This window comes from Burkholderia sp. JKS000303 (assembly GCF_002563755.1).
Taxonomy (GTDB): domain Bacteria; phylum Pseudomonadota; class Gammaproteobacteria; order Burkholderiales; family Burkholderiaceae; genus Burkholderia; species Burkholderia anthina_B.
On record NZ_PDBZ01000001.1, the window covers coordinates 4514147 to 4539271 of the forward strand.

The 25125-nt window shown below is 66.9% G+C and carries 21 protein-coding genes; 3 read left to right on the forward strand and 18 right to left on the reverse strand.

The features are described 5' to 3' along the window. Positions 1-155 precede the first annotated feature (155 nt). From BX604_RS21155 to BX604_RS39360, 4 genes are all read right to left on the reverse strand, one after another. The gene (locus BX604_RS21155) at positions 156-2621 is read right to left on the reverse strand and encodes a glycosyltransferase family 4 protein (protein ID WP_179894838.1); all 2466 of its coding nucleotides are present in this window, start codon (positions 2619-2621) and stop codon (positions 156-158) included. Then, a complete protein-coding gene (locus BX604_RS21160) occupies positions 2618-4084 on the reverse strand; it encodes a flippase (protein ID WP_098552504.1) in 1467 nt (488 codons plus the stop codon). The genes BX604_RS21155 and BX604_RS21160 overlap by 4 nt, the downstream gene beginning before the upstream one ends. Before the next feature lie 19 nt (positions 4085-4103). Next, complete coding sequence (locus BX604_RS21165; protein WP_179894851.1) at positions 4104-6296, reverse strand: hypothetical protein; 2193 nt, start codon at positions 6294-6296, stop codon at positions 4104-4106. 103 nt (positions 6297-6399) lie between these two features. Further along, positions 6400-6603, reverse strand: a complete 204-nt coding sequence (locus BX604_RS39360; protein WP_218926870.1) for a hypothetical protein — start codon at positions 6601-6603, stop codon at positions 6400-6402. A gap of 186 nt (positions 6604-6789) precedes the next feature. Here BX604_RS39360 and BX604_RS21170 point away from each other — a divergent pair, with 186 nt between their 5' ends. The 3 genes from BX604_RS21170 to BX604_RS21180 are packed head-to-tail and all read left to right on the forward strand — an operon-like array spanning position 6790 to position 9897. Beyond that, positions 6790-7854 (forward strand): acyltransferase family protein, encoded by a 1065-nt coding sequence (locus BX604_RS21170; RefSeq protein WP_098552506.1) that lies wholly within the window; start codon positions 6790-6792, stop codon positions 7852-7854. A 35-nt stretch (positions 7855-7889) separates the two neighbouring features. Further along, complete coding sequence (gene gmd / locus BX604_RS21175; RefSeq protein ID WP_098552507.1) at positions 7890-8936, forward strand: GDP-mannose 4,6-dehydratase; 1047 nt, start codon at positions 7890-7892, stop codon at positions 8934-8936. Further along, positions 8923-9897 carry an NAD-dependent epimerase/dehydratase family protein gene (locus BX604_RS21180; protein ID WP_098552508.1) on the forward strand — a complete coding sequence of 325 codons (975 nt, stop codon included), beginning with the start codon at positions 8923-8925 and terminating at the stop codon, positions 9895-9897. Before gmd ends, BX604_RS21180 begins: the two co-directional genes overlap by 14 nt. 92 nt (positions 9898-9989) lie before the next feature. Here BX604_RS21180 and BX604_RS21185 read toward each other — a convergent pair whose 3' ends face one another. The 14 genes from BX604_RS21185 to BX604_RS21250 form a co-directional block, all read right to left on the reverse strand. Continuing rightward, positions 9990-11183, reverse strand: coding sequence for an O-succinylhomoserine sulfhydrylase (locus tag BX604_RS21185; protein ID WP_098553005.1), 1194 nt, complete (start codon positions 11181-11183; stop codon positions 9990-9992). Between the two features lie 257 nt (positions 11184-11440). Then, complete coding sequence (gene purF, locus BX604_RS21190; protein ID WP_098552509.1) at positions 11441-12973, reverse strand: amidophosphoribosyltransferase; 1533 nt, start codon at positions 12971-12973, stop codon at positions 11441-11443. A 51-nt stretch (positions 12974-13024) separates the two neighbouring features. Further along, positions 13025-13519 carry a CvpA family protein gene (locus BX604_RS21195; RefSeq protein WP_098552510.1) on the reverse strand — a complete coding sequence of 165 codons (495 nt, stop codon included), beginning with the start codon at positions 13517-13519 and terminating at the stop codon, positions 13025-13027. Positions 13520-13525: 6 nt separating this feature from the next. Continuing rightward, complete coding sequence (locus tag BX604_RS21200; protein WP_098552511.1) at positions 13526-14371, reverse strand: SPOR domain-containing protein; 846 nt, start codon at positions 14369-14371, stop codon at positions 13526-13528. A gap of 29 nt (positions 14372-14400) precedes the next feature. Next, positions 14401-15711 carry a bifunctional tetrahydrofolate synthase/dihydrofolate synthase gene (folC, locus tag BX604_RS21205; protein WP_098552512.1) on the reverse strand — a complete coding sequence of 437 codons (1311 nt, stop codon included), beginning with the start codon at positions 15709-15711 and terminating at the stop codon, positions 14401-14403. A gap of 101 nt (positions 15712-15812) precedes the next feature. After that, positions 15813-16685 carry an acetyl-CoA carboxylase, carboxyltransferase subunit beta gene (gene accD, locus BX604_RS21210; RefSeq protein ID WP_006484412.1) on the reverse strand — a complete coding sequence of 291 codons (873 nt, stop codon included), beginning with the start codon at positions 16683-16685 and terminating at the stop codon, positions 15813-15815. A gap of 64 nt (positions 16686-16749) precedes the next feature. Then, positions 16750-17565, reverse strand: a complete 816-nt coding sequence (trpA, locus tag BX604_RS21215) for a tryptophan synthase subunit alpha (RefSeq protein WP_098552513.1) — start codon at positions 17563-17565, stop codon at positions 16750-16752. A gap of 88 nt (positions 17566-17653) precedes the next feature. Next, the gene (locus BX604_RS21220; protein WP_098552514.1) at positions 17654-18505 is read right to left on the reverse strand and encodes a DNA-methyltransferase; all 852 of its coding nucleotides are present in this window, start codon (positions 18503-18505) and stop codon (positions 17654-17656) included. Positions 18506-18514: 9 nt separating this feature from the next. After that, positions 18515-19708, reverse strand: coding sequence for a tryptophan synthase subunit beta (gene trpB / locus BX604_RS21225; RefSeq protein ID WP_098552515.1), 1194 nt, complete (start codon positions 19706-19708; stop codon positions 18515-18517). A 54-nt stretch (positions 19709-19762) separates the two neighbouring features. Next, positions 19763-20464, reverse strand: coding sequence for a phosphoribosylanthranilate isomerase (locus tag BX604_RS21230; protein ID WP_098552516.1), 702 nt, complete (start codon positions 20462-20464; stop codon positions 19763-19765). After that, entirely contained in the window at positions 20461-21273 is an 813-nt protein-coding gene (gene truA, locus BX604_RS21235; RefSeq protein WP_098552517.1) for a tRNA pseudouridine(38-40) synthase TruA, read from the reverse strand. The genes BX604_RS21230 and truA overlap by 4 nt, the downstream gene beginning before the upstream one ends. Continuing rightward, positions 21273-23306: a FimV/HubP family polar landmark protein gene (locus BX604_RS21240; RefSeq protein WP_098552518.1), complete on the reverse strand. Its 2034-nt coding sequence runs from the start codon at positions 23304-23306 to the stop codon at positions 21273-21275. Before BX604_RS21240 ends, truA begins: the two co-directional genes overlap by 1 nt. A 388-nt stretch (positions 23307-23694) precedes the next feature. Next, positions 23695-24816: an aspartate-semialdehyde dehydrogenase gene (asd, locus tag BX604_RS21245; RefSeq protein WP_006756674.1), complete on the reverse strand. Its 1122-nt coding sequence runs from the start codon at positions 24814-24816 to the stop codon at positions 23695-23697. An 85-nt stretch (positions 24817-24901) separates the two neighbouring features. Then, on the reverse strand, positions 24902-25021 hold the full coding sequence (locus tag BX604_RS21250; protein ID WP_082089636.1) for a 3-isopropylmalate dehydrogenase: 120 nt from the start codon (positions 25019-25021) through the stop codon (positions 24902-24904). Positions 25022-25125: the final 104 nt, after the last annotated feature.

The following is a 25125-nucleotide window of genomic DNA, read 5'->3' on the forward strand; positions in this document are numbered from 1 at the left end:
CGTCCTGAGAGGCGACTCGGATCAAGGCGGCGGCCGGCCCCGCACCCGCAGCACAACCCCGCCAAGCGCTCGCCAGCCCGCAAAAACAAAGCCCCCATGCAGCACGACACCGCATGAGGGCCCGTTTTTCCGCCGACTCGCGCCGGCATGCGTGCTTACTGCTTCTTCGCCTTCGCAGCCTTCGCCGTATCCGCGAGAATCTTCTCGACCCGCTCCACATAGGTCTCGGTGCCGAACCGGCGCACCGCCGTCGCCCGCCCGCTCGCGACGAGCCGCGCGCGCAACGCGGCGTCGCGCTGCAGCCTGCCGAGCGCATCGGCCAGCGCACCCGCGTCGCCCGGCTCGCACAGCAACCCGTTTTCGCCGTCCTCGATGATCTCGACAACTCCGCCCGCGCGGGCCGCCACCACCGGCCGGCGCGCGAGCATGCCCTCGACGATCACGCGCCCGAACGGCTCGGGCGTGATCGACGTGTGCGCGACCACGTCCACCGCCTTCATGCACGCGGCCACGTCGCGCTGGAAACCGAGGAAATGCACGCGTTCGTCCATGCCGTGACGCGCGACGGTCTCGTGCAGTTGCGCGGCATATTCGTCCTCGCCGAACAGCGGCGCACCGACCAGCACCACGTGCATGTCCGGATGCCGCGCGGCGGCCTCGAGCAGCAGATGCTGCCCCTTCCAGCGCGCAAGGCGGCTGAACGAGCCGACCAGCCATGCATGCTCGGGCAGCCCGAAGCGCGCGCGCAGCGCGGCCTGGCTGACGCCGTCCAGCGCGTCGAACGGTTCGGCGGAAATCCCGTTGAACACGACGTCGACATGCTGCGGCGTGAAGCCCGTCAGCGCGCGGAATGCCTGTGCGGACGCATCGGAGTTCGCGATCACGCGCGTGACGCCCAGCCGCGCGCAGTACTTGATCGCCATCAGCTGCTTGCTGCCGAAATGGTCGTCGCTGACGATGTCGCGCAGGTGCCAGACCACCGGCTTGCGCGCGAGCCGCCCGGCCAGCGCGGCGACCACCATCGCGCGCTGCGTGTTCGCGTAGATCACCTCGGCACGGCGCGCACGCCGCGCGACGTCGCGCACCATCCCGACGAGCCGCTTCACCGCGCCGGCCGACACGCCGCCCTGCTTGCGCACGCCGGCGAGCGCGCCCTGGTCGAGCACGTCGACGCGTGCGCCGACCTCGTCGAGCGCCGCGCGAAACGGGCCGTCGTCGAACAACAGCACGTCGGCGTTCGCGCGCATGTGCTTCATGATCTCGAGCAGCGACAGCTCGGCGCCGCCGAGCACGCCGCTCTGGTCGAGCACGAGCGTCGCCGGGCCGCGCGCGGCCGGCATCGGCGCGGCGGCCGTGCCGCGCTGCGCGGTCGAGCCGGGCAACGCCGCCTCCACGTAGTCAAGAAAGCGCCGCCGGAACGTATCGGCGGAGAAGCGCTCCGCGTTCGCGCGACATGCATTCGGCGTGAAGCGCTGCGGCGCGCGCTCGAAATCGTCGACTGCCGCGACGATCGCTTGCGGCGTCTGCTCGTCGAAGAACAGCCCGGTCGGGCTCCCGTGCGACTGCGGCTCCAGCACGGTTTCGAGCGCACCGCCCTTGCCGTACGCGATCACGGGCGTACCGCAGGCCTGCGCCTCCACCACCGAAATCCCGAAATCCTCCTCGGCCGCGAACACGAAAGCCTTCGCGCGCCGCATCCGGTCGTGCAGCACCGCGAACGGCTGATAGCCCATGATTTCGACGTTCGGGCCGGCCTTCGCGCGAATCTTCTGCATCTCCGGGCCGTCGCCGATCACGACGAGCTTGCGCTCGGGCGTGCGCGAGAACGCGTCGACGATCAGGTCGATCTTCTTGTACGGCACCATCCGCGACGCGGTCAGGTAGAAGTCGTCCTTCGTCTCGTTCAGCGAGAAGCTGTCGACGTCAACCGGCGGGAAGATCACGGCCGCGTCGCGGTGATACACCTTGTGGATCCGGCGCGCGATGAACGCGGAATTCGCGACGAAGCCGTCGACCGCGTTCGCCGTGCGCGTATCCCAGTTGCGGATGTAGTGCAGGATCATCCGCGCGAGCAGCGACTTCGGCCCGTGCGTGAGATTCGACTGCTCCAGATACTGATGCTGCAGGTCCCACGCATAGCGGATCGGCGAATGCACGTAGCTGATGTGCACCTGGTCCGGCCCCGTCAGCACGCCCTTCGCGACCGCATGGCTGCTCGAGATCACGAGGTCGTACTCGGACACGTCGAGCTGCTCGATCGCGAGCGGCATCAGCGGCAGGTAGCTGCGGTACTTGGTGCGCGCGAACGGCAGTTTCTGGATGAACGACGTCGTCACCCGCTTGCCGCGCACGAACGCGCGATCGTCGAGAAAATCGACGAGGCTGAACAGGTCCGCGTCGGGAAAGCACGCGACGATCTGTTCGAGCACGCGCTCGGCGCCCGCATACGTGACGAGCCAGTCGTGGACGATCGCCACGCGCAGCGGGCGGGACGCATGGCTTGCGCCCGCCTGCCCGGCCGATTCGGCGCGGCGCAGCGCGGCGGCCGTGCCGGCTTCGGCCACGGCGCCGTCGGCCGTGGCGATGTTCAGGATGGCGTGTTCCGCCAGATCGCGATTCATATTGTTTTCCTCGCATTGAGACGGACGAACAGGTCGCGCACGAGCGCGCGCAGGCCCGGCGTCATCGTGAGCGACCACGCAAGGTTGAGCACCAGCACGACCGCGCACATGCCGATCGATTCGCCGAGCCCCGACCACGCTTGCGCGAGAAACAGGCTCGCAAGCAAGAAGGCTAGATGCGCGAGCATGTCGAGCACGATCGCGCGCATCCGGATCGCCGACAGGTACAGCAGCACGCCGTAGTCGACCAGCGCGCGCGTGGCGACGACGACCGCCGCCCCGATCAGCCCGAAGTGATGAATGCCGAACCACAGGCCACCGACGAAGAACGGCATCTCGACGAGGCCAGCGAACGCGGCGCGAGCCGGGTTGACCTGCGACTGGATCAGGATCCGCGTGACGCTCGCCTGACCGACGAGCCACACGCTGATCACCAGCACGCGGCCGACCGGCGCCGAATGCGCGGCGAGATCGGGGCCGACCCACAGCGTGAGGAACGGCGCGAGCGCGAAGATCGCGACAATGCCGACCGGCGTGAATACCCCGTTCAGGAATTCGAGCGACTGGCGCGCGAGCGTGTCGGCGTGATCGCGGCCGACCGCCGACAGGCGCGGAAACAGCGTGCGCACCAGCGCGTTCGGCAGCATGTTCAGCCGCGTGACGAGGTTCTGCGGCACCGTGTAGTAGGTGACGAACTTCGCGCCCATGCCGGCGCCGAGCATCACGCGATCGAGCGTGTCGGCGATCATGCTGGCGGTGCTCGCGATCAGCATCCAGCCGCCGAAGTTGAACAGGCCTTTCGCGGTGCCCCACTGCGGCGGATCGATGCGCCGGATCCCGAGCACCTTGATGCTCGCGTGACCGAGCATCACCGCCGCAATCAGCCGCGCGACGACCGCCGCGGCCAGCACCGTCTGCAGGTTCGGTGCGATCCACCACGCGGCGCCGAGCGGCAGCAGCTGGAACAGGAACGTGCCGATCGTCTGGTTCGTGTTGAACACGCCGAACCGTTCGGCGCCGTTGATCGCGCCGGCGAACACCCACGACACATTCGCGAGCGGAATCGCGAGCGCGAGCCACGGCAGCGCGAGATACACCTCGTGCTGCATCGCGGCCGACACCTTCGTGAAATACGCGGTGTAGACGAACGCGCCGAAGTAGATGAGCAGGCCGCCGGCGATGCCGGTGCCCAAGTTCAGCCAGAACGCGCTCCAGAACACCCGTGCGCTTTCGTCGGCATTGCCGCTCGCGAGCGCCTTCGAGATGTGGTTCTGCGCGGCCATGCTCATCCCGAGATCGAGGACCCCGAAATAGCCGATCAGCGTCCACACGAGGCTGACGACGCCGTAGCGTTCGACGCCGAGCGCGTGAATATAGGCGGGCACCGTCACCAGCGACACGAAGGTCGGCAGGATCAGCCCGATGAAGTTGATCGAAACGTTCTTGAGTATGCCTTTGTCCATGCTTTAGCCCATGAGCCCGTTACGGTTTCCAGCGGTACATGAGCACCTTGCCGCGTGCGTCTTCCTCGACAAACACCAGGTATTCGCCGTTCTCGCGCCGGAACGCGCTGATGCCGAACGGCACGTCGACCCAGCCCGACGCCTTACCGACTTCCGCGCCCGGACTCATCACGCCGACTTCCTTGCCGGTTTCCTTGTCGTACACGTGGATCTTGCCGACCGGCTCCACCGTGAAGATGTAGCGGCCCTCGACCGTGATCCCGATGAGGTCAAGGATCGGCTTCGCGTCGAGCTGCCACGGCAGCGCGACCGTGTAGCGCACGATCGGCGAGCCGGTCGACCACTTGTCGAAGCGCACCAGCACGCGGCCGACTTCCTTGTTGATGCCCGGTTGCGGCGGCGCATCGGCCGTATAGCCCGTCACGTACAGCGTGTCGGTCTGCGGCTCGTAGATCGCGCGGCGCAACTGCGTGAACGGCTGCGGCATCGGATAGGTCGTGACCTTGTCGTATGCGTAGATCGGGTTGCCTGCCTTGTCGACGCCGCCGTAGCGGAAGCGGTGAATGCCACGCACGTCGCTCGTGCGCCAGATGTCGCCCTTCGTATCGACCCACCAGCCCCAGCCGCCCGCCTTGGCCTTGCCGGTTGTGTTGATCTCGAACTCGTCCGCGTCGAGGCGGCCGTTGCCGTTCGCGTCGCGCCAGATCCAGTCGCCGCCCGGCGGCTTGTTCGGCACCTGGTCGACCGGCCGCGCACGGCCCGCGATCAGGCCCGACGGAATCGCCACCTCGCCGTCGCGCTTCGCGTCGAAGCGGTAGATCTTCAGGTGATCGGCGTACATGTCGGTCAGGTACAGGAACGTGCGGCCGTCGATGCGCCGCGCGAACGGCATGCCGGGGTACTGATCCGTGTGGAACACGGGATCGTCCGGATACTTGAAGCGGTTCGACAGGAAGCCGACGTATTTCCAGTCCTGGCCGGGCGGCTTCGACAGGTCGAGCTCGAAGCGCTTGTTGCCCGTGTACACGCTGTTCGGCCGCGCGGGGTCGAGCCATGCGCCGTCGACGAACAGCAAGCCCTGCACCTGCCAGCGCAGCTTGCCGTCCGGCGTATAGCTTTCGAGTACCGCGCCGAGCCCCGCGCCGATCGTGTCGTGGCGCGGGCCGATCCCGTTGGTCGACACGTAGATGTTGCCGTCGCGATCGACGCCCACGCCCGTCAGCCCGTTGAAGCGCTGCGGCCCGGGACGACCCGGCACCGGGCCCGCGAAGATGCCGCCGCGCTCGCCGAGCGTGCCGGACGCCGCGTAGCCCTTGCCGCCTTTCGAGAAAATCAGGATTTGCTGGCGCGGGCCGTTGTCCGCGACCAGCACGCGCCCTTTCGCGTCGACCGCCACGTCCACCGCGTCGGTGCCGTCGGGCAGCGCGGGTGCGTCGTCGAGCTTGCGGCCGTCGGCACGCACGTGCACGAGGTGCGCGGGTCCGCTGACCGTATCGGTCAACAGCCACAGCGTGCCGTCGCCCGCGAGCGCGATGCGGCCCGGCTCGTGTGCGCTCCAGGTGGCCTTCTTCTGCATCGTCTCGGCGTCGTACACGTCCACCGCGTCATGCGGCGGATTCGTCGCGAACAGCGTCTTGTCGTCCACCGCGAGGCCACCCACCTCCGCTTTCAGCCCGCCCACTTCCGACCGGGCCGGGGCCGGCACCTCGTTGACCATCATGAAGCTCGCGGCCATTCGCGCGCGGCCGGCATCGGCGCGCCCGCCGGGTGCGACCTGCGGCGCGGCGCGAAACGGCGCCGGCTGCTTCATGTCGCCGATCGTGCGCCGCGAGATGCCGAACCACTGCTTGCCCTTGTCCGGCCAGATGCCCGGCGACTGCAGATGGCCTCGCTCGTTGCCAACGCCGATCGCGACGTACGCGTACTTGCTGTTCACCGCGATCGCACTGCCGCCGAGGTTGCCCCAGCCGTGCGTGCCACCGGCGAAGCCGAGCATCTTCCCGTCCTGGTAGACGCTCGCCTCGGCGCCGCTCTCGTCCCACGGCGCATTCGTATACACCTTGCCGTCGGGCGTCACCGCGATCGCACGGATGTCGATCTGCGTCCAGCTGCCGTCGCCATAGCCGAACGTGTTGCCGATCCACGAGGTGGTCGCAGGCAACACCGTTTCGGCCGATGCGGCGCTCGCCGTCAGCGCCGCGCACACCGTCATGCCAACCAGAATCAGACGTCGCAATGCGCTCTCCAGACTTGATGCGGAAGCGACCGGCGCCGCGGCGTACTGCCTGCCTGGATGACCTGTCGCTAAATAGGTTTCAAACGTCGCGATGCAGGTTACAAGCAAAAATAATCACAAGAAATTTGGAAATATTTGGGGATGTTTCTGCCTGAAATATCGAACCGGAACAAAATGGAAAATGGCCGTCGATGCGGAAATAACGACCACTTTTTACGCGCCGACCCGTAGAAAATGCCGCTCCGGCACGCCCCGCATGGCGCCCAGCCTGCAAACCTTTCACGTCGCGATTGAAATCGCCGTCATTCGCACGTTTTCAGCCGGATAAATGACATGCGTTTTTTTGCCGATTTCTTTTCCCTAGAATCGTTTTCGACTCAATATTTCATTTAAAAGGCATGCAATACGTTCACGCATCGAATGCGCGGCGCGCCACGGCCTCGGCCGCGCGTCGCGAAGGAGCGGCGCGATGACGGGCAGCGCGCAAACCGCCGACCTCGCCCCGCCGCAACACGGCCGCATCGTGCAGCTCGACGGACTGCGCGCGATCGCCGTTGGCGCCGTATTCCTGCAACACGCGCTAAAGGCGCCGCTGTGGATGGGCGTCGACCTGTTCTTCGTGCTGAGCGGCCTGCTGATCACCGGCATCCTGCTCGATCGCAAGGCGCGCGGGCAGTCGTACTTCAGCCACTTCTACGCACGCCGGGTGCGCCGGATCCTGCCGCCGTACGTGCTGCTGCTCGTCGTGTCGACGCTGCTGTTCGGCGCGAGCTGGCTGCCGCACTGGCCGTGGTTCGCGTTCTTCTCGACCAATATCGGGCTGTCGCTCGGCAGCATCGGCCATGACAGCCTGAACGTGCTGTGGTCGCTCGCCGTCGAGGAGCAGTTCTACATCTTCTGGCCGTTCGTCGTGCTGTGGTGTTCGGAGCGCGCGCTGCTGTGGATCGCCGCCGCGCTGATCGTCGCGGCGCCGGTGCTGCGCGCGGTCGCGACGCCGTGGTTCGATTCGTTCTGGCCGATCTACTACCTGACGCCGTTCCGGATGGATCTGCTCGCCGCCGGCGCGCTGCTCGCGATCGTGCTGCGCCGCGACCGCCGCGCGCTGGAGCCGTTCTACCCGCTCGCGATCGTCGGCGCGCTCGTGTCGCTCGCGATCCTCGCGTGGCTGCACCTGTCCTTCCCGCGGTTCCGCGCGGCGAACACGCCGGTGTCGAATGCCGCGCTGTACAGCATCTCGCTGCTGCTGTGCACGTCGATCGTCGTGATCGCGCTGCGCGGACGCGGCCTCGTGCAACGCGTGCTGACGAACCCGCTGCTCGTCTACGTCGGCACCGTCAGCTACACCGTGTACCTGATTCACCTGAGCGTGCTGTACGCCCTGTGGCCGCTGCACCTGAACCGCTTCGTGACGGCCGCGCTCGCGCTCGCGATCACGCTCGTGTACGCCACGCTGAGCTGGTACGGCTTCGAGCGGCGCCTCACGCGCGGCCCCGCACGCCGCACGTTGCCGGCCGCCGCCAGCACGACCGCCTGACTTTCTCAATTCAACGTTTCGACCAGGACATTGCCATGAGCCAAACTCGCAAGAAGGCCATCATCACGGGGATCACCGGGCAGGACGGCGCCTACCTGACCCGACTGCTGCTCGACAAGGGCTACGAGGTCACGGGCACCTATCGCCGCACCAGCTCGGTGAACTTCTGGCGCATCGCCGAACTCGGCGTCGACACGCACCCGAACCTGACGCTCGTCGAGCACGACCTGACGGATGCGGGCTCCAGCCTGCGGCTGCTCGAACGCACGCAGACCGACGAGTTGTACAACCTCGCCGCGCAGAGTTTCGTCGGCGTGTCGTTCGACCAGCCGGCGACCACCGCCGAAGTGACGGGCATTGGCCCGCTCAACCTGCTCGAGGCAATCCGCGTGGTGAGCCCGAAGACGCGCTTCTACCAGGCGTCGACGTCCGAGATGTTCGGCAAGGTGCAGTCGATCCCGCAGACGGAAGCGACCGCGTTCTACCCGCGCAGCCCGTACGGCGTCGCGAAGCTGTACGCACACTGGATGACCGTGAACTACCGCGAGTCGTACGGCCTGTTCGGCTGCAGCGGCATCCTGTTCAATCACGAATCGCCGCTGCGCGGCCGCGAGTTCGTCACGCGCAAGATCACCGACACCGTCGCGAAGATCAAGCTCGGCAAGGCGACCAGGCTCGAGCTCGGCAACCTCGATGCCAAACGCGACTGGGGCTTCGCGCTCGAATACGTCGAAGGGATGTGGCGGATGCTGCAGGTCGACGAGCCCGACACCTACGTGCTCGCGACCAACCGCACGGAAACCGTGCGCGACTTCGTACGGATGGCGTTCGCGACCGCCGGCTACCAGATCGAATGGACCGGCAAGGGCGAGCAGGAGCGCGGCCTCGATGCGTCGAACGGCAACGTGCTCGTCGAAGTGAACCCGAAGTTCTACCGCCCCGCCGAAGTCGATCTGCTGATCGGTTGCGCGGACAAGGCCAGATCCAAGCTCGGCTGGGCGCCCGAGACGACGCTCGAGCAGCTTTGCCAGATGATGGTCGAAGCGGACCTGACGCGAAATCGCCACCATGACACGTACTGACGCCGGACGCCCGTCGCGCCGTGCGTTCGTCACGGGCCTGACGGGCTTCACCGGCCGCTACATGGCGCAGCGCCTCGAAGCGGCCGGCTACGATGTGTGGGGCACCGTGACGCCCGGCGCGACGCCGCCCGACGATCCGGCATTCGCGAACTGCACGTTGTTGCCGGTCGATCTGCTCGATGCGAACGCGATGCGTGCGGCGGCCGCCGATGCGCGCCCCGATGCGGTCGTGCATCTCGCCGCCCGCGCGCACGTCGCGCGGGACGAGCCGTCGCAGACCTACGCGGTCAACATCGTCGGCACGCGCAACCTGCTGGCCGCGCTCGCGGGCCTCGACCGCCGTCCGTCGGCCGTGCTGCTCGCCAGCAGCGCGAACGTCTACGGCAATTCGACGGCCGGCGTGCTCGACGAGCGCATCGCACCCGCGCCCGCGAACGACTACGCGGTCAGCAAGCTCGCGATGGAATACGCGGCGAAGCTATGGGCCGACCGATTGCCGATCGTGATCGCGCGGCCGTTCAACTACACCGGCGTCGGCCAGGACGATGCGTATCTGCTGCCGAAGCTCGTGTCGCACTATGCGCGCAACGCGCCGCGCATCTCGCTCGGCAATCTCGACGTGAGCCGCGATTTCTCCGACGTGCGCGACGTGACGGCCGCGTATCTGAAGCTGCTCGAAGCGGCGCCGGCCGGCGAGACGTTCAACGTCTGCTCGGAGCGCGCGTATTCGCTGAAGGAAGTGCTGGCGATGCTGTCGCGCATCGCCGGTTACGTGATCGACGTGACGATCGATCCGCGTTTCGTGCGGCACAACGAAGTGAAGCGCCTGAGCGGGTCGCGCGACAAGCTGCGGCGTGCGGTGGGCGAATTGCCCGCCACGCCGCTCGACGAAACCCTCCGCTGGATGGTGAACGCGATGCGCGACACGCCGCAGTCCGGGCAGGCCGCGCACGCCGATTGAACCCGGCAAAGCGCGCGTCGCCAGCCAAAGCAAAACGGGCCGCTCAATCGAGCGACCCGTTTTTCATGCAGCCGGGAAACCCGCCGCTACGCTCAGCCTTCGAGACCGCGCACGAGATCGTTGCGCAGATCGCCGGCGTTCTCCAGACCGACCGCGAGGCGGATCAGGCCTTCGCTGATGCCGGCGGCCGCACGCGCTTCCGGCGTGATGCGCGCATGCGTCGTCGTGGCCGGGTGCGTGATCGTCGTGCGCGTGTCGCCGAGGTTGCCGGTAATCGAGATCAGCTTCGTGTTGTCGATCACGCGCCATGCATTCGCGCGCTGCTGCTCCGGCGTGTCGCCCTTCAGCTCGAACGACACGATCGCGCCCCCCGCCTTCTGCTGGCGCTTCGCGAGCGCATGCTGCGGATGCGATTCAAGTCCCGGATAGAACACGCGTGCGACGGCCGGATGCGAATCGAGCCAGCGCGCGATTTCCAGCGCATTCGCCGACTGCTTCTCGACGCGCAGCGACAGCGTCTCCATCCCCTTCAGCAGCACCCACGCGTTGAACGCCGACAGCGTCGGGCCCGCGCTGCGCACGAACGGGAACACCTTGCCCATGATGAATTCCTTCGAACCCACCAGCGCGCCGCCGAGCACGCGGCCCTGGCCGTCGAGGAACTTGGTCGCCGAGTGCATCACGACGTCTGCGCCGAGTTTCAGCGGCTGCTGCAGCACCGGGCTGCAGAAACAGTTGTCGACGACGAACACCGCGTTCGCGGCCTTCGCGATCTTGCCGATCGCCTCGATGTCCGCGAGTTCGGTCAGCGGGTTCGACGGCGTTTCGAGGAAGAACATCTTCGTTTCGGGCCGCACCGCTTCCTGCCATGCGTTCAGGTCGGTCGGGTCGACGAAGGTCGTCGTGATGCCGAACTTGCTGAAGATCTGCGAGAACATCCCGAGCGTCGAGCCGAACAGGCTGCGCGAGCTGACGAGGTGATCGCCCGCCTGCAGCGTGGACATCACGACCGACATGATCGCGGCCATGCCTGACGCCGTCGCGATGCAGGCTTCGCCGCCTTCGAGCGCGGCGAGACGATCCTGGAACATGGTGACCGTCGGGTTCGTGAAGCGTGAATAGGTGAAATAGTCTTCCGAATTCGCGAAGCGCTCGGCTGCCTCGGCGGCGCTTGCAAAGCAGAAGCTCGACGTGAGGAACAGCGCTTCCGAATGCTCGTTGAAGTCGCTGCTACGCAGTGTGCCCGCACGCACGGCGAGCGTGTCGAAATTGAGGGAGTCGTCCATGTTCCGTTTTCCGTATTCGAGGATCGCGCCGAAGGTCATGCATGGCGCACGAACCCAGCCAAAAACCAGGCCAAAACAAAAAGCCCGCTATGCGTCGGCATCAGCGGGCTTCGGTGCGGTACGACAGCGATCGACTCGGGCCGGCTGTCGCCGGCCTTCGCTTTAGCTGTTTTGGGAAGTCGCCCCGCGTCCGCAAGCTGAATCAAATCGACGCAAGGCCCCATCCTATCACGCTTCATTCGAAGCGTGCGCCGGCATTACTCAACCGACAACTGCAGGTTCATCTGCGACACCGCGGTGTCGCTGGCCGCATCGCGATCGGCCTGCGATGCCGGTGCAAGGCGTGCGCGCTCGATCGCGTCGAGGTACTCGGGCGTCACCGCGCCGGTGATGTAGTTGCCGTCGAAGCACGACGCCTCGAAGTGCTCGAGCTTCGGGTTGATGTCACGCACCGCGCGGCGCAGGTCGTCGACGTCCTGATAGATCAGGTGATCGGCGCCGATGATCTTCGCCACTTCCTCGTCGGTGCGGCCATGTGCGACCAGTTCGCCGCGCGTCGGCATGTCGATGCCGTACACGTTCGGGAACTTCACGGGCGGCGCCGCCGACGCGAAGATCACCGACTTCGCGCCCGCATCGCGCGCCATCTGCACGATCTCATGCGAGGTCGTGCCGCGCACGATCGAGTCGTCGACGATCAGCACGTTCTTGTCCTTGAACTCGATGCTCATCGCATTGAGCTTCTGGCGCACCGACTTCTTGCGCACGGCCTGGCCCGGCATGATGAAGGTACGGCCGACGTAGCGGTTCTTGAAGAAGCCTTCGCGATACTCGACGCCGAGCTTCGCGGCGACCTGCATCGCAGCGGGGCGCGACGAATCGGGAATCGGCATCACGACGTCGATCTGCACGTTCGGCAGCTCGCGCTTGATCTTCTCGGCGAGGTAGTCGCCCATGCGCAGGCGCACGTTGTAGACCGGCACGCCGTCGAGGCACGAATCCGGACGTGCGAGATACACGTATTCGAACATGCACGGATTGAGCGTCGGCTTCTCCGCGCACTGCTGGCTGTGGAAGTTGCCGGCCTTGTCGATGAAGATCGCTTCGCCCGGCTGCACGTCGCGCACGAATTCGAAGCCGATGCCTTCGACCGCCACCGACTCCGACGCGACCATCCATTCGGTGCCGTGTTCGGTTTCGAGCTTGCCGAGGCAGAGCGGGCGGATGCCGAACGGATCGCGGAACGCGAGCAGGCCGTAACCGGCGATCAGCGACACGATCGCATACGAACCCTGCAGGCGGCTATGCACGCCGGACACGGCCTTGAACACCGCTGCCGGATCGAGCTCGAGGCCCGTCGTCGACAATTGCAGCTCGTGCGCGAACACGTTGAGCAGCACTTCGCTGTCGGAATTGGTGTTGATGTGCCGGCGATCGATCCGGAACATCTCGTCCTTCAGCTGTTCCCAGTTCGTCAGGTTGCCGTTGTGCGCGAGGATGATCCCGAACGGCGCGTTCACGTAGAACGGCTGCGCTTCGGCTTCGCTCGACGCCGAGCCGGCCGTCGGGTAGCGGACCTGGCCGATGCCGAAGGTGCCGGGCAGGCTGCGCATGTTGCGCGTGCGGAACACGTCGCGCACCATCCCGTTCGCCTTGTACATGTGGAAATTGCTGCCATCCGCCGTCGCGATGCCCGCTGCGTCCTGACCGCGATGCTGCAGAAGCAGCAGGCTGTCATAGATCAGCTGATTGACCGGGGATTGAGAAATAACACCTACGATGCCGCACATGGCATGTCCTTCAAGATGACAAAATCGGTTCCGTCCTGCCCGACCGCGTCGTCACACGCGTATGTACTGGGCCATGCCGTCGGGCAGGAGCTGCTTCAGCTCGTGCACGCCCTGTTCGGCGATAGGACGCAATAGCGCATTGCGCCAGAAATCCTGTTTGGGCAAGTCGGTCAGCCCGGCCGCCGCGACCAGTAGCACTACCAGCACGCAGCCGCGGACGAGCCCGAACATCATGCCCAGCGAGCGGTCGACACCGCCGAGGCCCGTCGCCTGCGCGATGCGCGACAACAGCGCGTTCGCGACCCCTGCGACGAACACCACGCCGATCACGATCAGCGCGAACGAGATCACCCACTGCGTCAGCGCGCCGCCCGGCCAGTTCGCCGGAATATACGGCACGACGAGTCCGACGTAGCGGCCCGCGATCACGATCGCCGCGATCCAGCCGATCAGCCCGAAAATCTCGGAGACGAAGCCGCGCCACGCGCCACGCAGCGCAGACAACGCGATCACCGCCAATACAGCGTAGTCGAAAGCCGTCAGCATCGCACGTTACTGCGTCAGTCCGGCTTCGCGCACCTTCGCGATCGCGGCGGATGCCGCCGCACGATCCGCGAACGGGCCGGCACGCAGCAGTGTAGCCGTGCTGCCGTCAGCCTGCTTGCGATGCTCGACATATGCGGGCACACCCGCCGATTTCAACTTGGTCGCCCACGAGCGGGCCGTTGCGTCGTCCTTGAACGAACCGAGCTGCACCGCGAAGCGTGCGCCGGCCGGCGACGCCGGCGACGATGCATCGCCGCTGTCGGGCGCGGCATCGGTGTCGGCGTTCGCGACGGCCGCGGGCGCCGGCTTCGGCGCGACCGGTTTCGCCGCGGGGGCGGCCGGCTTCGCGACAGACTTCGGCGGCGTCACGCTGGCCGTGGTGGTCGTCGCGTCGGGCTTCGCAGCCGGCTTGGCCGTATCCTTCGCGGCAGGCGCGGGAGCGGCCGCCACGGCGGCAACGTCGGATGCCGGCGGTTCGTCGTGCGCGACGCCCGCCTGCACGTCGGACGCATCGTCGTCGCCCGCTGCGGCCGCCTGATGCGCGGGCCGGTTCGGGATATCAATCGCGATATCGTCGGTCACCGGCTTCGGATGCGAATCGAGCACCATCGGCAGCACGATCACGGCGGCGACCACGAGCGCGATCGCGCCGACGAGACGACGTCGTGCGCGTTGCTTTTCTGGAAGGGTCGGATCGAGAAGCAGAGCATCCGACTCCGGACGCTCTGTACGGCGCGTGCGTCGCTCGACGCGTTCAGTGCGCTCCGTGCGCACGTTCCGGGAGGCCCCGGTACGACCGCCGCGCCGGATGGGCGCGTCGTCGTCTTTCTTGCCGAAGGAGAAAATTCCCATGAATGGCTGAGTCCGAAACTGCCCGTCAGTCAGTGTTGCTGCGATTTCCGGTAGGCCATCACACCTGCCACCGTATGGAAACTGCCGAAAACCACGATTCTATCATTCTCGGATGCTCTTTTTAGTGCATCGCGAAACGCTTCTGCGGGCGACGCGAAACGCGTGACGCTCGAATCAGCCCCCTCTTCCACGCCGGCCTTGCGCAGCGCGGCTTCGAGCTGCTCCGCACTCGCCGCGCGCGGCAGCGGCAGGTCGGTCACGCACCAGTGGTCGATCTCGCCCTTCAGATGGCGCAGCACGCCGTCGATGTCCTTGTCGTGCATCGCGCCGAACACCGCGTACGTGTACGGGAAGAAGCCCATGTTGCCGAGGTTCTGCTCGAGCACGGCCGCCGCATGCGGGTTGTGCGCGACGTCCAGCACGATCGCCGGCTTGCCGGGCAACACCTGGAAGCGCCCCGGCAACTCGACGTTCGCGAGGCCGAGCCGGATGTCCTGCGCGGACACCGGCAGCACCGGGCGCAGCGCCTCGAGCGCGGCCAGCGCGGCCGACGCATTGATCAGCTGGTTCGCACCGCGCAGCGCCGGGTACGCGAGCGCCGGATAGCGCTTGTCGCGGCCGAGGTAGCTCCACTGCTGACGTTCCGAGCCCGGCTGCGCCTCGTAGCGGAAGTCGCGGCCGACCAGCCACAAGTCGGCGCCGATCGCGTCGGCATGATCGACCAGCGTCTGCGGCACCGCGGGATCGCCGCAGATCGCCGGCTTGCCCGAACGGAAGATCCCCGCCTTCTCGAACGCGATCTTCTCGCGCGTGTCGCCGAGGTATTCGGTGTGGTCGATGTCGATGCTCGTGACGATCGCGCAATCGGTGTCGATGATGTTGACCGCGTCGAGCCGGCCGCCGAGACCGACTTCGAGGATCACCGCATCGAGGCCGCGCGACGCGAACAGATGCAGGATCGCGAGCGTCGTGAATTCGAAGTACGTGAGCGACACCGGCTCCGGCAGCGACGTGCGCGCGGCTTCGACGGCTTCGAAGTGCGGCAGCAGCTCGGCGTCGCTGACCTGCTGCCCGTTCACGCGTGCACGCTCACTGAATTCGAGCAGGTGCGGCGACGTGTGGCAGCCGATCTTGTAGCCGGCATGAACGAGGATCGCCTCGAGGAACGCGCAGGTCGAGCCTTTGCCGTTCGTGCCGCCAACCGTGATCACGGGGCACGCGAATTCGAGCTGCAGCGCCGCCTTGACCTGCCCGATGCGGGTCAGGCCCATGTCGATGCCGACCGGGTGCGCGCGTTCGAGATGCGAAAGCCACGCGTCGAGAGTGGGAAAAGTGCTCATCGGATCAAATCTGAATCAGTACCGCCACTACGCCAAAAAAACGAAACGCGCCGCCCGGCGGTTCAGCCGGGCGACGCGCGCAGTTCACAACGTCGCGCCAATCAGGCCAGCGCGTCGGCCGGCTGTCGCTGCAGCAGCGCGAGCAGCTGCGCGATCTCGTCGCGCATCTTGCGGCGGTCGACGATCATGTCGATCGCGCCCGTCTTCAGCAGGAATTCCGCGCGCTGGAAGCCTTCCGGCAGCTTCTCGCGCACCGTCTGCTCGATCACGCGCGGGCCGGCGAAGCCGATCAGCGCCTTCGGCTCGGCGATCACGACGTCGCCGAGGAACGCGAAGCTCGCCGACACGCCGCCCATCGTCGGGTCGGTCAGCACCGAGATGAACGGCAGCTTGGCTTCGGCCAGCTTGGTCAGCATCGCGGTGGTCTTGGCCATCTGCATCAGCGACAGCAGGCTTTCCTGCATCCGTGCGCCGCCCGATGCCGTGAAGCAGATGAACGGCACGTGCTGCTCCAGCGCGTTCTGCGCGCCGCGCGCGAAGCGCTCGCCGACGACCGAACCCATCGAGCCGCCCATGAACGAGAACTCGAAGCAGGCCGCGACGACGGGCAGCGTGTGGATCGCCCCGCCCATCACGACCATCGCATCGGTCTCGCCCGTCTCGTCCATCGCTTCCTTCAGACGATCGGGGTACTTGCGGCTGTCCTTGAACTTCAGCGTGTCGACCGGCACGATTTCCTGGCCGATTTCATAGCGGCCTTCCGGATCGAGCAGCCCGTCGAGGCGTTCGCGTGCGCCGATGCGCATGTGGTGATCGCACTTCGGGCACACGTGCAGGTTCGCGTCCACGTCGTTGCGGTACAGCACGGCCTCGCAGGACGGGCACTTGACCCACAGGCCTTCCGGAATGCCCTTGCGGCTTTTCGGGTCGGTCTGCTTGATCTTCGGCGGCAACAGTTTGTCGAGCCAGCTCATCGTATGGTTTCCTGTTCCGTGGCGGGGCGGGCCAACCGGCCCGTTCCCGCTTCCTGTGTTGTGTTTATCGCGCCGTCTTGCCGGCACCGTCCAACGCGGCACGCAGCTCGGCGATGAACGTCTTCAGCTCGGCGGCAGCGCCCTCCGGTGCGGCGCTCTCGAGCAGCTGCACCAGACGGCTGCCGATCACGACGGCGTCCGACACTTCGGCCACCGCGCGCGCCGTATCGGCGTCGCGAATGCCGAAGCCGACGCCCACCGGAACCGGCACGCGCGACTTGATGGCCGGGATTTTACCCGCAATGCTCGAAACATCCAGATTTCCGGCGCCGGTCACGCCCTTGAGCGACACGTAATACACGTAGCCGCTCGCGATCTTGCCCACGTCGGCGATGCGTTCGTCGGTCGACGTCGGCGCGAGCAGGAAGATCGGATCGATCTGCGCGGCGCGCATTTTCTCGGCGAACACGCCCGCTTCTTCAGGCGGATAGTCGACGACGAGCACGCCGTCGACGCCGGCCGCCTGCGCTTCGGTGGCAAACGTATCGACCCCCATCCGCTCGATCGGGTTCGCATAGCCCATCAGCACGACGGGGGTTTTCTGGTCGGTCTCGCGAAAACGCTTCACGTCGGCGAGCACGCTCTTCAGCGTGACGCCGCGCGCGAGCGCGCGTTCCGACGAGCGCTGGATCACCGGGCCGTCGGCCATCGGGTCCGAGAACGGCACGCCGAGCTCGATCACGTCGGCGCCGCCTTCGGCGAGCGCGTGCATGAAGTCGACGGTCTTCGCGGGATCGGGGTCGCCGGCCGTGATGAACGGGATCAGGCCCTTACGGCCTTGTTCGGCGAGTGCGGCGAAGGTCTGCTGGATACGATTCATGGCAATTTTCCTTTGTCGACCGGAGTGAGCGCTTTAGCGCTTGCTCCGGTCCCATGCAAAGCAGCGATCGGCACTGCGGCGGCGCGACTCACGCGCACGCCTGCGCGGCGAGCGCGTTCACGCGCTCGTGCGCGATCGCGCAATAACTTTCGTTGATCTCGTAGCCGACGAAGTCGCGCCCCTGCCGTGCGCAGGCCACCGCGGTCGTGCCGCTGCCCATGAACGGATCGAGCACGCGGCCGCCCGGCGGGCAGCTTGCGAGCACCATCCGCTCGATGATTTCCAGCGGCTTCTGGGTCGGATGATCGACGCGCTCCGCGTGCTGCCGATGCAGGCGCGAGACCGACCAGACGTCCTTCGGGTTGTAGCCCATCTCCAGCCACTTGCTGCCTTCGAACAGCTTGCGCGAGCGGGCCTTCTTCGTGTCGGCGTCGTACGGGATGCGGACCGGATCGAGATCGAAGTAATACGCTTTGGAAACCGCGAAAAAGCCGATGTTGTCGTGCACCGACGTGAAACGGCGCGTCGTGCCGCCCATGCTCGGCACGCGCCGGTCCCAGATGATCTCGTTGACCATCGTGAGCTTCGTCTTCAGGAAGCTGAAGATTTCCGGCGCGTACTGCCACGTGCAGAAGATGTACATCGACCCGCTCGGCTTGAGTTTCGGAATCGCGAGCTCGAGCCACTCGCGCGTCCACGCGAGGAAATCGTCGCCCGAACGCTTGTCCGAGTCGTTGCCGTAGTCCTTGCCGAGTCCGTACGGCGGATCGGCGACGATCAGGTCGATCGACGCATCCGGCAGGCGCACGGCTTCGGTCATGAAATCGCGGTTATACAGTTCGATCCCGGACGGCAGTGCGCGCGGCACGGCGACGACGGGCTGCCCCGCCTCCGCTTCGCTCGCGGCGCCGCCGCCCGGCTGTTCGATCAAGTCACGCATCGGCGGGGGTCAGAGCGCGAGGCCCGATCGCTCGGCGACCGTGTGCATGTCCTTGTCGCCGCGACCCGACAGGTTGACGAGCAGGATCTTGTCCTTCGGCAACGTCGGGGCGAGCTTCACGCCATACGCGATCGCGTGGCTGGACTCGAGCGCGGGAATGATCCCCTCGATCCGGCAGCAGTCGTGGAACGCCTTCAACGCTTCGTCGTCGGTGATCGGCACGTACTGCGCGCGGCCGCTGTCCTTCAGCCAGGCGTGCTCGGGGCCGACGCCCGGATAGTCGAGGCCCGCCGACACCGAATGCGTCTCGATGATCTGGCCGTTGTCGTCCTGCAGCAGGTACGTGCGGTTGCCGTGCAGCACGCCGGGGCTGCCCGCGATCAGCGATGCCGCGTGACGGCCCGTGTCGAGGCCGTCGCCGGCCGCTTCGACGCCGATCAGCTGCACCGATTTATCGTCGATGTACGGATAGAAGATGCCCATCGCGTTCGAACCGCCGCCGACGCAAGCGATCACCGCGTCCGGCTGGCGGCCGGCGAGTTCGGGCATCTGCACCTTGCACTCGTCGCCGATCACGCGCTGGAAGTCGCGCACCATCGCCGGGTACGGGTGCGGGCCCGCGACCGTGCCGATGATGTAGAACGTGCTTTCGATGTTGGTGACCCAGTCGCGCATCGCTTCGTTCAGCGCGTCCTTCAGCGTGCGCGAACCCGATTCGACCGGCACGACCGTCGCGCCGAGCAGCTTCATCCGGTACACGTTCGCGGCCTGGCGGCGCACGTCCTCGGCGCCCATGTAGACGATGCACTCCATCCCGAAGCGCGCGCAGATCGTCGCGGTCGCGACGCCGTGCTGGCCGGCGCCCGTCTCGGCGATCACACGCTTCTTGCCCATCCGCTTCGCGAGCAGCGCCTGCCCGATCACGTTGTTGATCTTGTGCGCGCCGGTGTGGTTCAGGTCCTCGCGCTTCAGGTAGATCTGCGCGCCGCCGAGCGTCTCGCTCCAGCGCTGCGCGTGATAGATCGGCGACGGACGGCCGACGAAGTACTTCAGTTCGCGCTCGTATTCGGCGACGAATTCGGGGTCGTTCCGGAATTTCTCATACGCTGCGCGCAGTTCGTCCAGCGCGTGAATGAGCGTTTCGGCGACGAACACGCCGCCATACGGGCCGAAGTGGCCGCGATCATCAGGAAGGTTGTACATGGTGTCACTCTCGATCGGTCGGTGCGCCCGGCTTTTGGGGCCGCACCGCTTGCATCACCCGGCGTCCGCTTCGCGCACCGCGCGTACGAACGCCGCCATTCGGGCGTGATCCTTCACGCCCTTCGCGCCCTCCACTTCGATGCCACTCGAGACATCGACAGCAAACGGACGCAACTGGCGGATCGCATCACCGACGTTTTGCGCGTTCAAGCCACCACTCAAAACGGCCCGATGCGCGAGCTCTGCGGGAATAAGAGACCAATCGAAGACCTTGCCGCTACCGCCGTAGTCCGGCACAAGAGTGTCGAACAGGAGGCCGCGCGCTTTCGAATAATGAAGAGCTGATTCTACCAAATCGGCCGGCTGCGTCGAGGGGCCGACACGCACGGCGCGCAACCAGGGCAGCCGGGCCGCCCGGCCGAGCGCATCGCACTGCTCGGGCGTCTCGTCGCCGTGGAATTGCAGCACCGTCAGCGGCACGTCGCGCACGACGGCCTCGAGCTCGGCTTCGGTCGCGTTCACGAACAAACCGACCACCGATACGAACGGCGGCGCAAGGCTCGCGAGCTCGGCCGCCTGCGCGATCGATACCGCGCGCGGGCTCTTCGGGTAGAACACGAGGCCGATCGCGTCGGCGCCGAGCGCGGCTGCGTGCAGCACGTCCTCGGGGCGCGACAGCCCGCACAGCTTGATGCGCGTGCGCGGCGCGAGGCCGGCTGCGGCGGAAGTCGAAGAAGACACGGCGTGCTCCGTCATGATTGTGGGTCCAGATCGGCCCAGACGCTGCTCCACGGCACGCTGCCGAGCTGCGCGGGCGGGACGGCGAATTCCGCCGGGTAGCCGACGTGAGCGAGATACAGCCCGTCGGCCATGAACGTGGGCGCGGCGAGCGAACGGTCGCGCCCGGCCAGCACCTCGGCAACCCAGTCCGCCGGATAGCGGCCGCGGCCGACCGCGACGAGGCAGCCCATCAGGTTGCGCACCATGTGATGCAGGAACGCGTTCGCGCGGAAGCGGAAATGGATGAAGTGGCCCGCGCGCCGTACGTCGATCTGATACAGGTGTTTGACCGGCGTCTTCGACTGGCATTCCGACGACCGGAACGACGAGAAGTCGTGCTCGCCGATCAGGTGGGCGGCGGCCGCGCGCATCGCGTCGTCGTCGAGCGGCGTGTGGATCCAGCCCGCGCGGCCGGCCAGCATCGGCGAGCGCACGGGTTGCACGTACAGCGCGTAGTAATAGGTGCGCTCGAACGCCGAGAAGCGCGCGTGGAACGTGTCCGGCATCGCCTTCGCCCACTGCACGGACACGGTCGACGGCAGGAATGCGTTGGTGCCGCGCACCCAAGAGAATTCCGTACGATCGAGCGTCGTGTCGAAGTGCACGACCTGCCCGAGCCCGTGCACGCCGGTATCGGTCCGTCCGGCGACCGTCGTATGCAGCGGCACGCACGCGAACTCGCCGAGCGCATGTTCGAGCACGTCCTGCACGGTCTTGCCGTGCGGCTGCGCCTGCCAGCCGCAGAACGCGGCACCGTCGTATTGAATCCCCAGCGCGATCCGCATTACGCCTGGTCCGCCAGCTTCGCGAGCAGCGCGCGCGCGTCGTCGTGCGTCGCGGCGTCGTTCGCGGCAATCACTTCCTGCAGCAGCGTGCGTGCGCCGGACAGGTCGCCGAGTTCCACGTACTCCGACGCGAGGTCGAGCTTGTTGCGCGCGATGCGCGCGAGCTCGTCCGGCGTCAGCGCGGGCAATACGGCCCCCGGCGTGGACGGCAGGTCGAGATCGAAATCGAGCTTCAAGGCGCCGAACTGCGCGCCGCCGAGCGGCGGCAGCGACGACGGCATGGACGAGCCGCCCGCGTGGGCGGCAGGCGATGTCGCGTCCGGATCCCAATCGAAGTCGTCGTCCTGGTCGAAGGTGCGTTCCGGAGACGGATCGTTCGCGCCAATCGGCGGTCGCGGCGCGGATTGACCGTTAGTTGCAATTCGGTCGCTTGCCGCGTGCCCTTCCTGCGCGGCCGGCTCATCCGGAAGACGCGGCGGCAGCGGCATGTCGAGACTGTTGAGCGCGGCGATCGCGTTCTGCATCAGCGCCGCGTGCTGCGCGTCGTTCGCCGGACGGGCGGCGGACGGATCGGCCGGCGCATCCGCGACCGCTTCCCCACCGGGTTTCACATCGTGCGAAACCGGTGCCGTATCGTTCTCGGGCTCGGTGTGCGTAGCGGTCGCTTCCGCTTGGTCATCAAACGGCTTCGCCACTTCCGACTGCGGCGATGCCTCGGCATCGCGCGTATCGAACGCCTCGGCGGCTACCGCGCCGGCCGCGACGAGACTCACGTCGGTGGCGGCATCGCGGGCAAGCGGCGTTTCGGGCAGTGCCGGCGGCAGCGGCTCGACGGACGGCGACACGTCGACATCGGCAGCAGCAGCCTCACCGGATCCAGTCGCGCTCGCGTTCGCAAGCCGGGTTTTCCGGCGCCGGCGCCACGCGAACCCGGCGGCGAGAACGACCACGCCCGTGCCGGCCACTGCCGCCGGACGCCAGTCCATCTGTTCGCCATTGCTCGCAAGCGGTGCGCTCGTGACAGGCACGGCCGGCTGCACCGGCACCGATGCCGGCTGCGCGGCACTGGCGGCCACGCCGGACGCCACTTCGCTCGCCGGCGACGCGGCGGCCGGCGCACCGGCATCGTTCGCGGCCGGACGCGGTGCGGCAGGCGCCGGCGCGGGGGCCGCGCCGTTCGTTGCGGCCGGTTTGCCAATCCCGTGTTTCTGCAGCTCCATCAGCACGCGATTCTTCAGCGCGAGCAGTTGTTGCAGGCTCGACGGCCGCGGCTGCGATGCGGCCGCGGCGGGTGCCGCCCCGGCCGGTTCATGCGTGCCTTCGATCGGAGCGCCCTGCGCAGGCTGGGCAGCCGCCTCGCTCGCCGACGACGGTGCGGACTGGATCGTGCCGCTCCAGACGTGCGGCCCGCTGGCACCGGCAACGGGTGCCGCCGGCTGAACGGTTTCGACCGTCGATGCGCCATGCGCGGCGGAAGCACCGACCGAAGCGGAGGCACCGGCTGCCGCTGCCGCGCTCGCACCGCTCTCCGGTGCCGCATGCGCGACCGATGCGTTCGGCGCGGCTTGCACGGCCGAGCCCGGATGCAACGCGGACGCGCCATGCTGCGCGGCCGCGGACGCACCCGCGCCGGCGACTGCGGCGGAGGCTGCCGTTGCCGCGGACGCACCGGTCGGCACGAGTGCGGCACCCGTCGCGTCGAGCGCGGGCAGCGTCAGCGTCGCGCCCACTTTCAGGCGGCTCGCGTCATGCTTCATGAACGCCTGCGGATTCGCGTCGAACAGCGCGCGGCCGGCGCGGGCAAGCACGACCGGGTCGTGCGACTGCGTGGCCGCTTTCGCGATGTCGTTCAACGACTGGCCGGGCTGGACCGTCACGGTGAGCGGCGCGGCGCCGCCGGCGCCGGACGCCGGCAGTTCGCCGGTGCCGGCCGCCCAGGCCGATGCGGCTGCACCAAGCGCCAGGACCGCCAGCGCGCCACGCACGGCGCGCGACAGACGAGACTGACGCGGAAACAAGGAAATTCGGGACATCGTAGGCTCTATCGCCGCGCGCGGGCGCGGCTCGGATTCGCGTTTGGAAGCGTCAACAAAGTCGCCGCAGAAATGCAAAAGCGTCGCGCAGAACGCGACGCTTTCGGCGACTCTGCGCGTCGTAATCGCGTAGTTTACTTCACACGATCGGGTTCGGGCCGAATTCATCGCCGGCGTGCGGGGCCGGCCATGCCTGCACATCGTCACAACGGCGTCCACGCCGGGTCGCCGGCGCACGAATCGCGTGCTGCGGGCTTATCGAAAACGAGGTCTCGAGCGATCCTCCCTGATGCACGCGCAGACCACCAATGAAAAACGCCTGCCGCCCCGCGAAGGGCTGGCAGGCGTATCGCTTCGCGCGCCGATGGCGCGCGGCGCGGCCCGATACTTACTTGTCGAGCAGAATGCGCAGCATGCGGCGCAGCGGCTCGGCCGCGCCCCACAGCAGCTGGTCGCCGACCGTGAACGCCGACAGGTATTCGCCGCCCATCGCGAGCTTGCGCAGACGACCGACCGGCACCGTCAGCGTGCCGGTGATCTTGGCCGGCGACAGATCGCGCATCGACGCTTCACGCTCGTTCGGCACGACCTTCACCCAGTCGTTTGCCGACGCGAGGATGCCGTTGATCTCGTCGAGCGGCACGTCCTTCTTCAGCTTGATCGTCAGCGCCTGCGAGTGGCAGCGCATCGCGCCGATCCGCACGCACAGGCCGTCGACCGGGATCGAACCCGGCTCGCCCATCGCAGGCTTGCCGAGGATCTTGTTGGTTTCCGCGCCGCCCTTCCACTCTTCCTTCGACATCCCGTTGCCGAGATCCTTGTCGATCCACGGGATCAGCGAGCCGGCCAGCGGCACGCCGAAGTGGCTCGTCGGCATCGCGTCGCTGTTCATCGTCGCGAGCACGCGGCGGTCGATGTCGAGGATCGCGGAAGCCGGATCGGCGAGCTGTTCCTGCACCGCGCCGTGCAGCGCGCCCATCTGCGACAGCAGTTCGCGCATGTTCTGCGCGCCCGCGCCCGATGCGGCCTGATACGTCATCGCCGTCATCCAGTCGACGAGGTTCTCGCGGAACAGGCCGCCGAGCGCCATCAGCATCAGGCTGACCGTGCAATTGCCGCCGACGAAGTTCTTCGTGCCCTTGACGAGCGCATCCTTGATCACGTCGAGGTTGACCGGATCGAGAATGATGACCGCGTCATCCTTCATCCGCAGCGACGATGCCGCGTCGATCCAGTAACCGTTCCAGCCGGCCGCGCGCAGCTTCGGGAACACGTCGTTCGTGTAGTCGCCGCCCTGGCACGTGATGATCACGTCGCACTTCTTCAGCTCGTCGACGTTGGTCGCGTCCTTGAGCGTAGTCTCGTTTTTCGCGAACGACGGCGCCTTGCCGCCCGTGTTGCTGGTGCTGAAGAACACCGGTTCGATCAGGTCGAAATCACCCTCTTCCTGCATGCGCTGCATCAGGACGCTGCCGACCATGCCGCGCCAACCTACGAGACCTACGTTCATGACTAACCCTTTGCTTTGAATGGAGCTTCCCCGCCATTTCCGTCCCCGCGTGACCGCGCGGGGAAACAGGCGGGCACGACGGCGATCAGCGTTTAATGATCGTTTTCGTGGTAATGGTTTTCGTGATGACGATGGCGCGCGTACCCACACGGGCAATGTTGCCGTGGAGTTTCAGGACCGGGGAGATCAGGGAAATCAGCGCCATCGTTCGAGTCTACACAAAGCCGGTTGCCCGCACAACGGTCAACCGTGCGCGAACCAGCCGATTTTCCGGCCCGTTCGCGCCCTTTCTACATTAACTGCCGTACG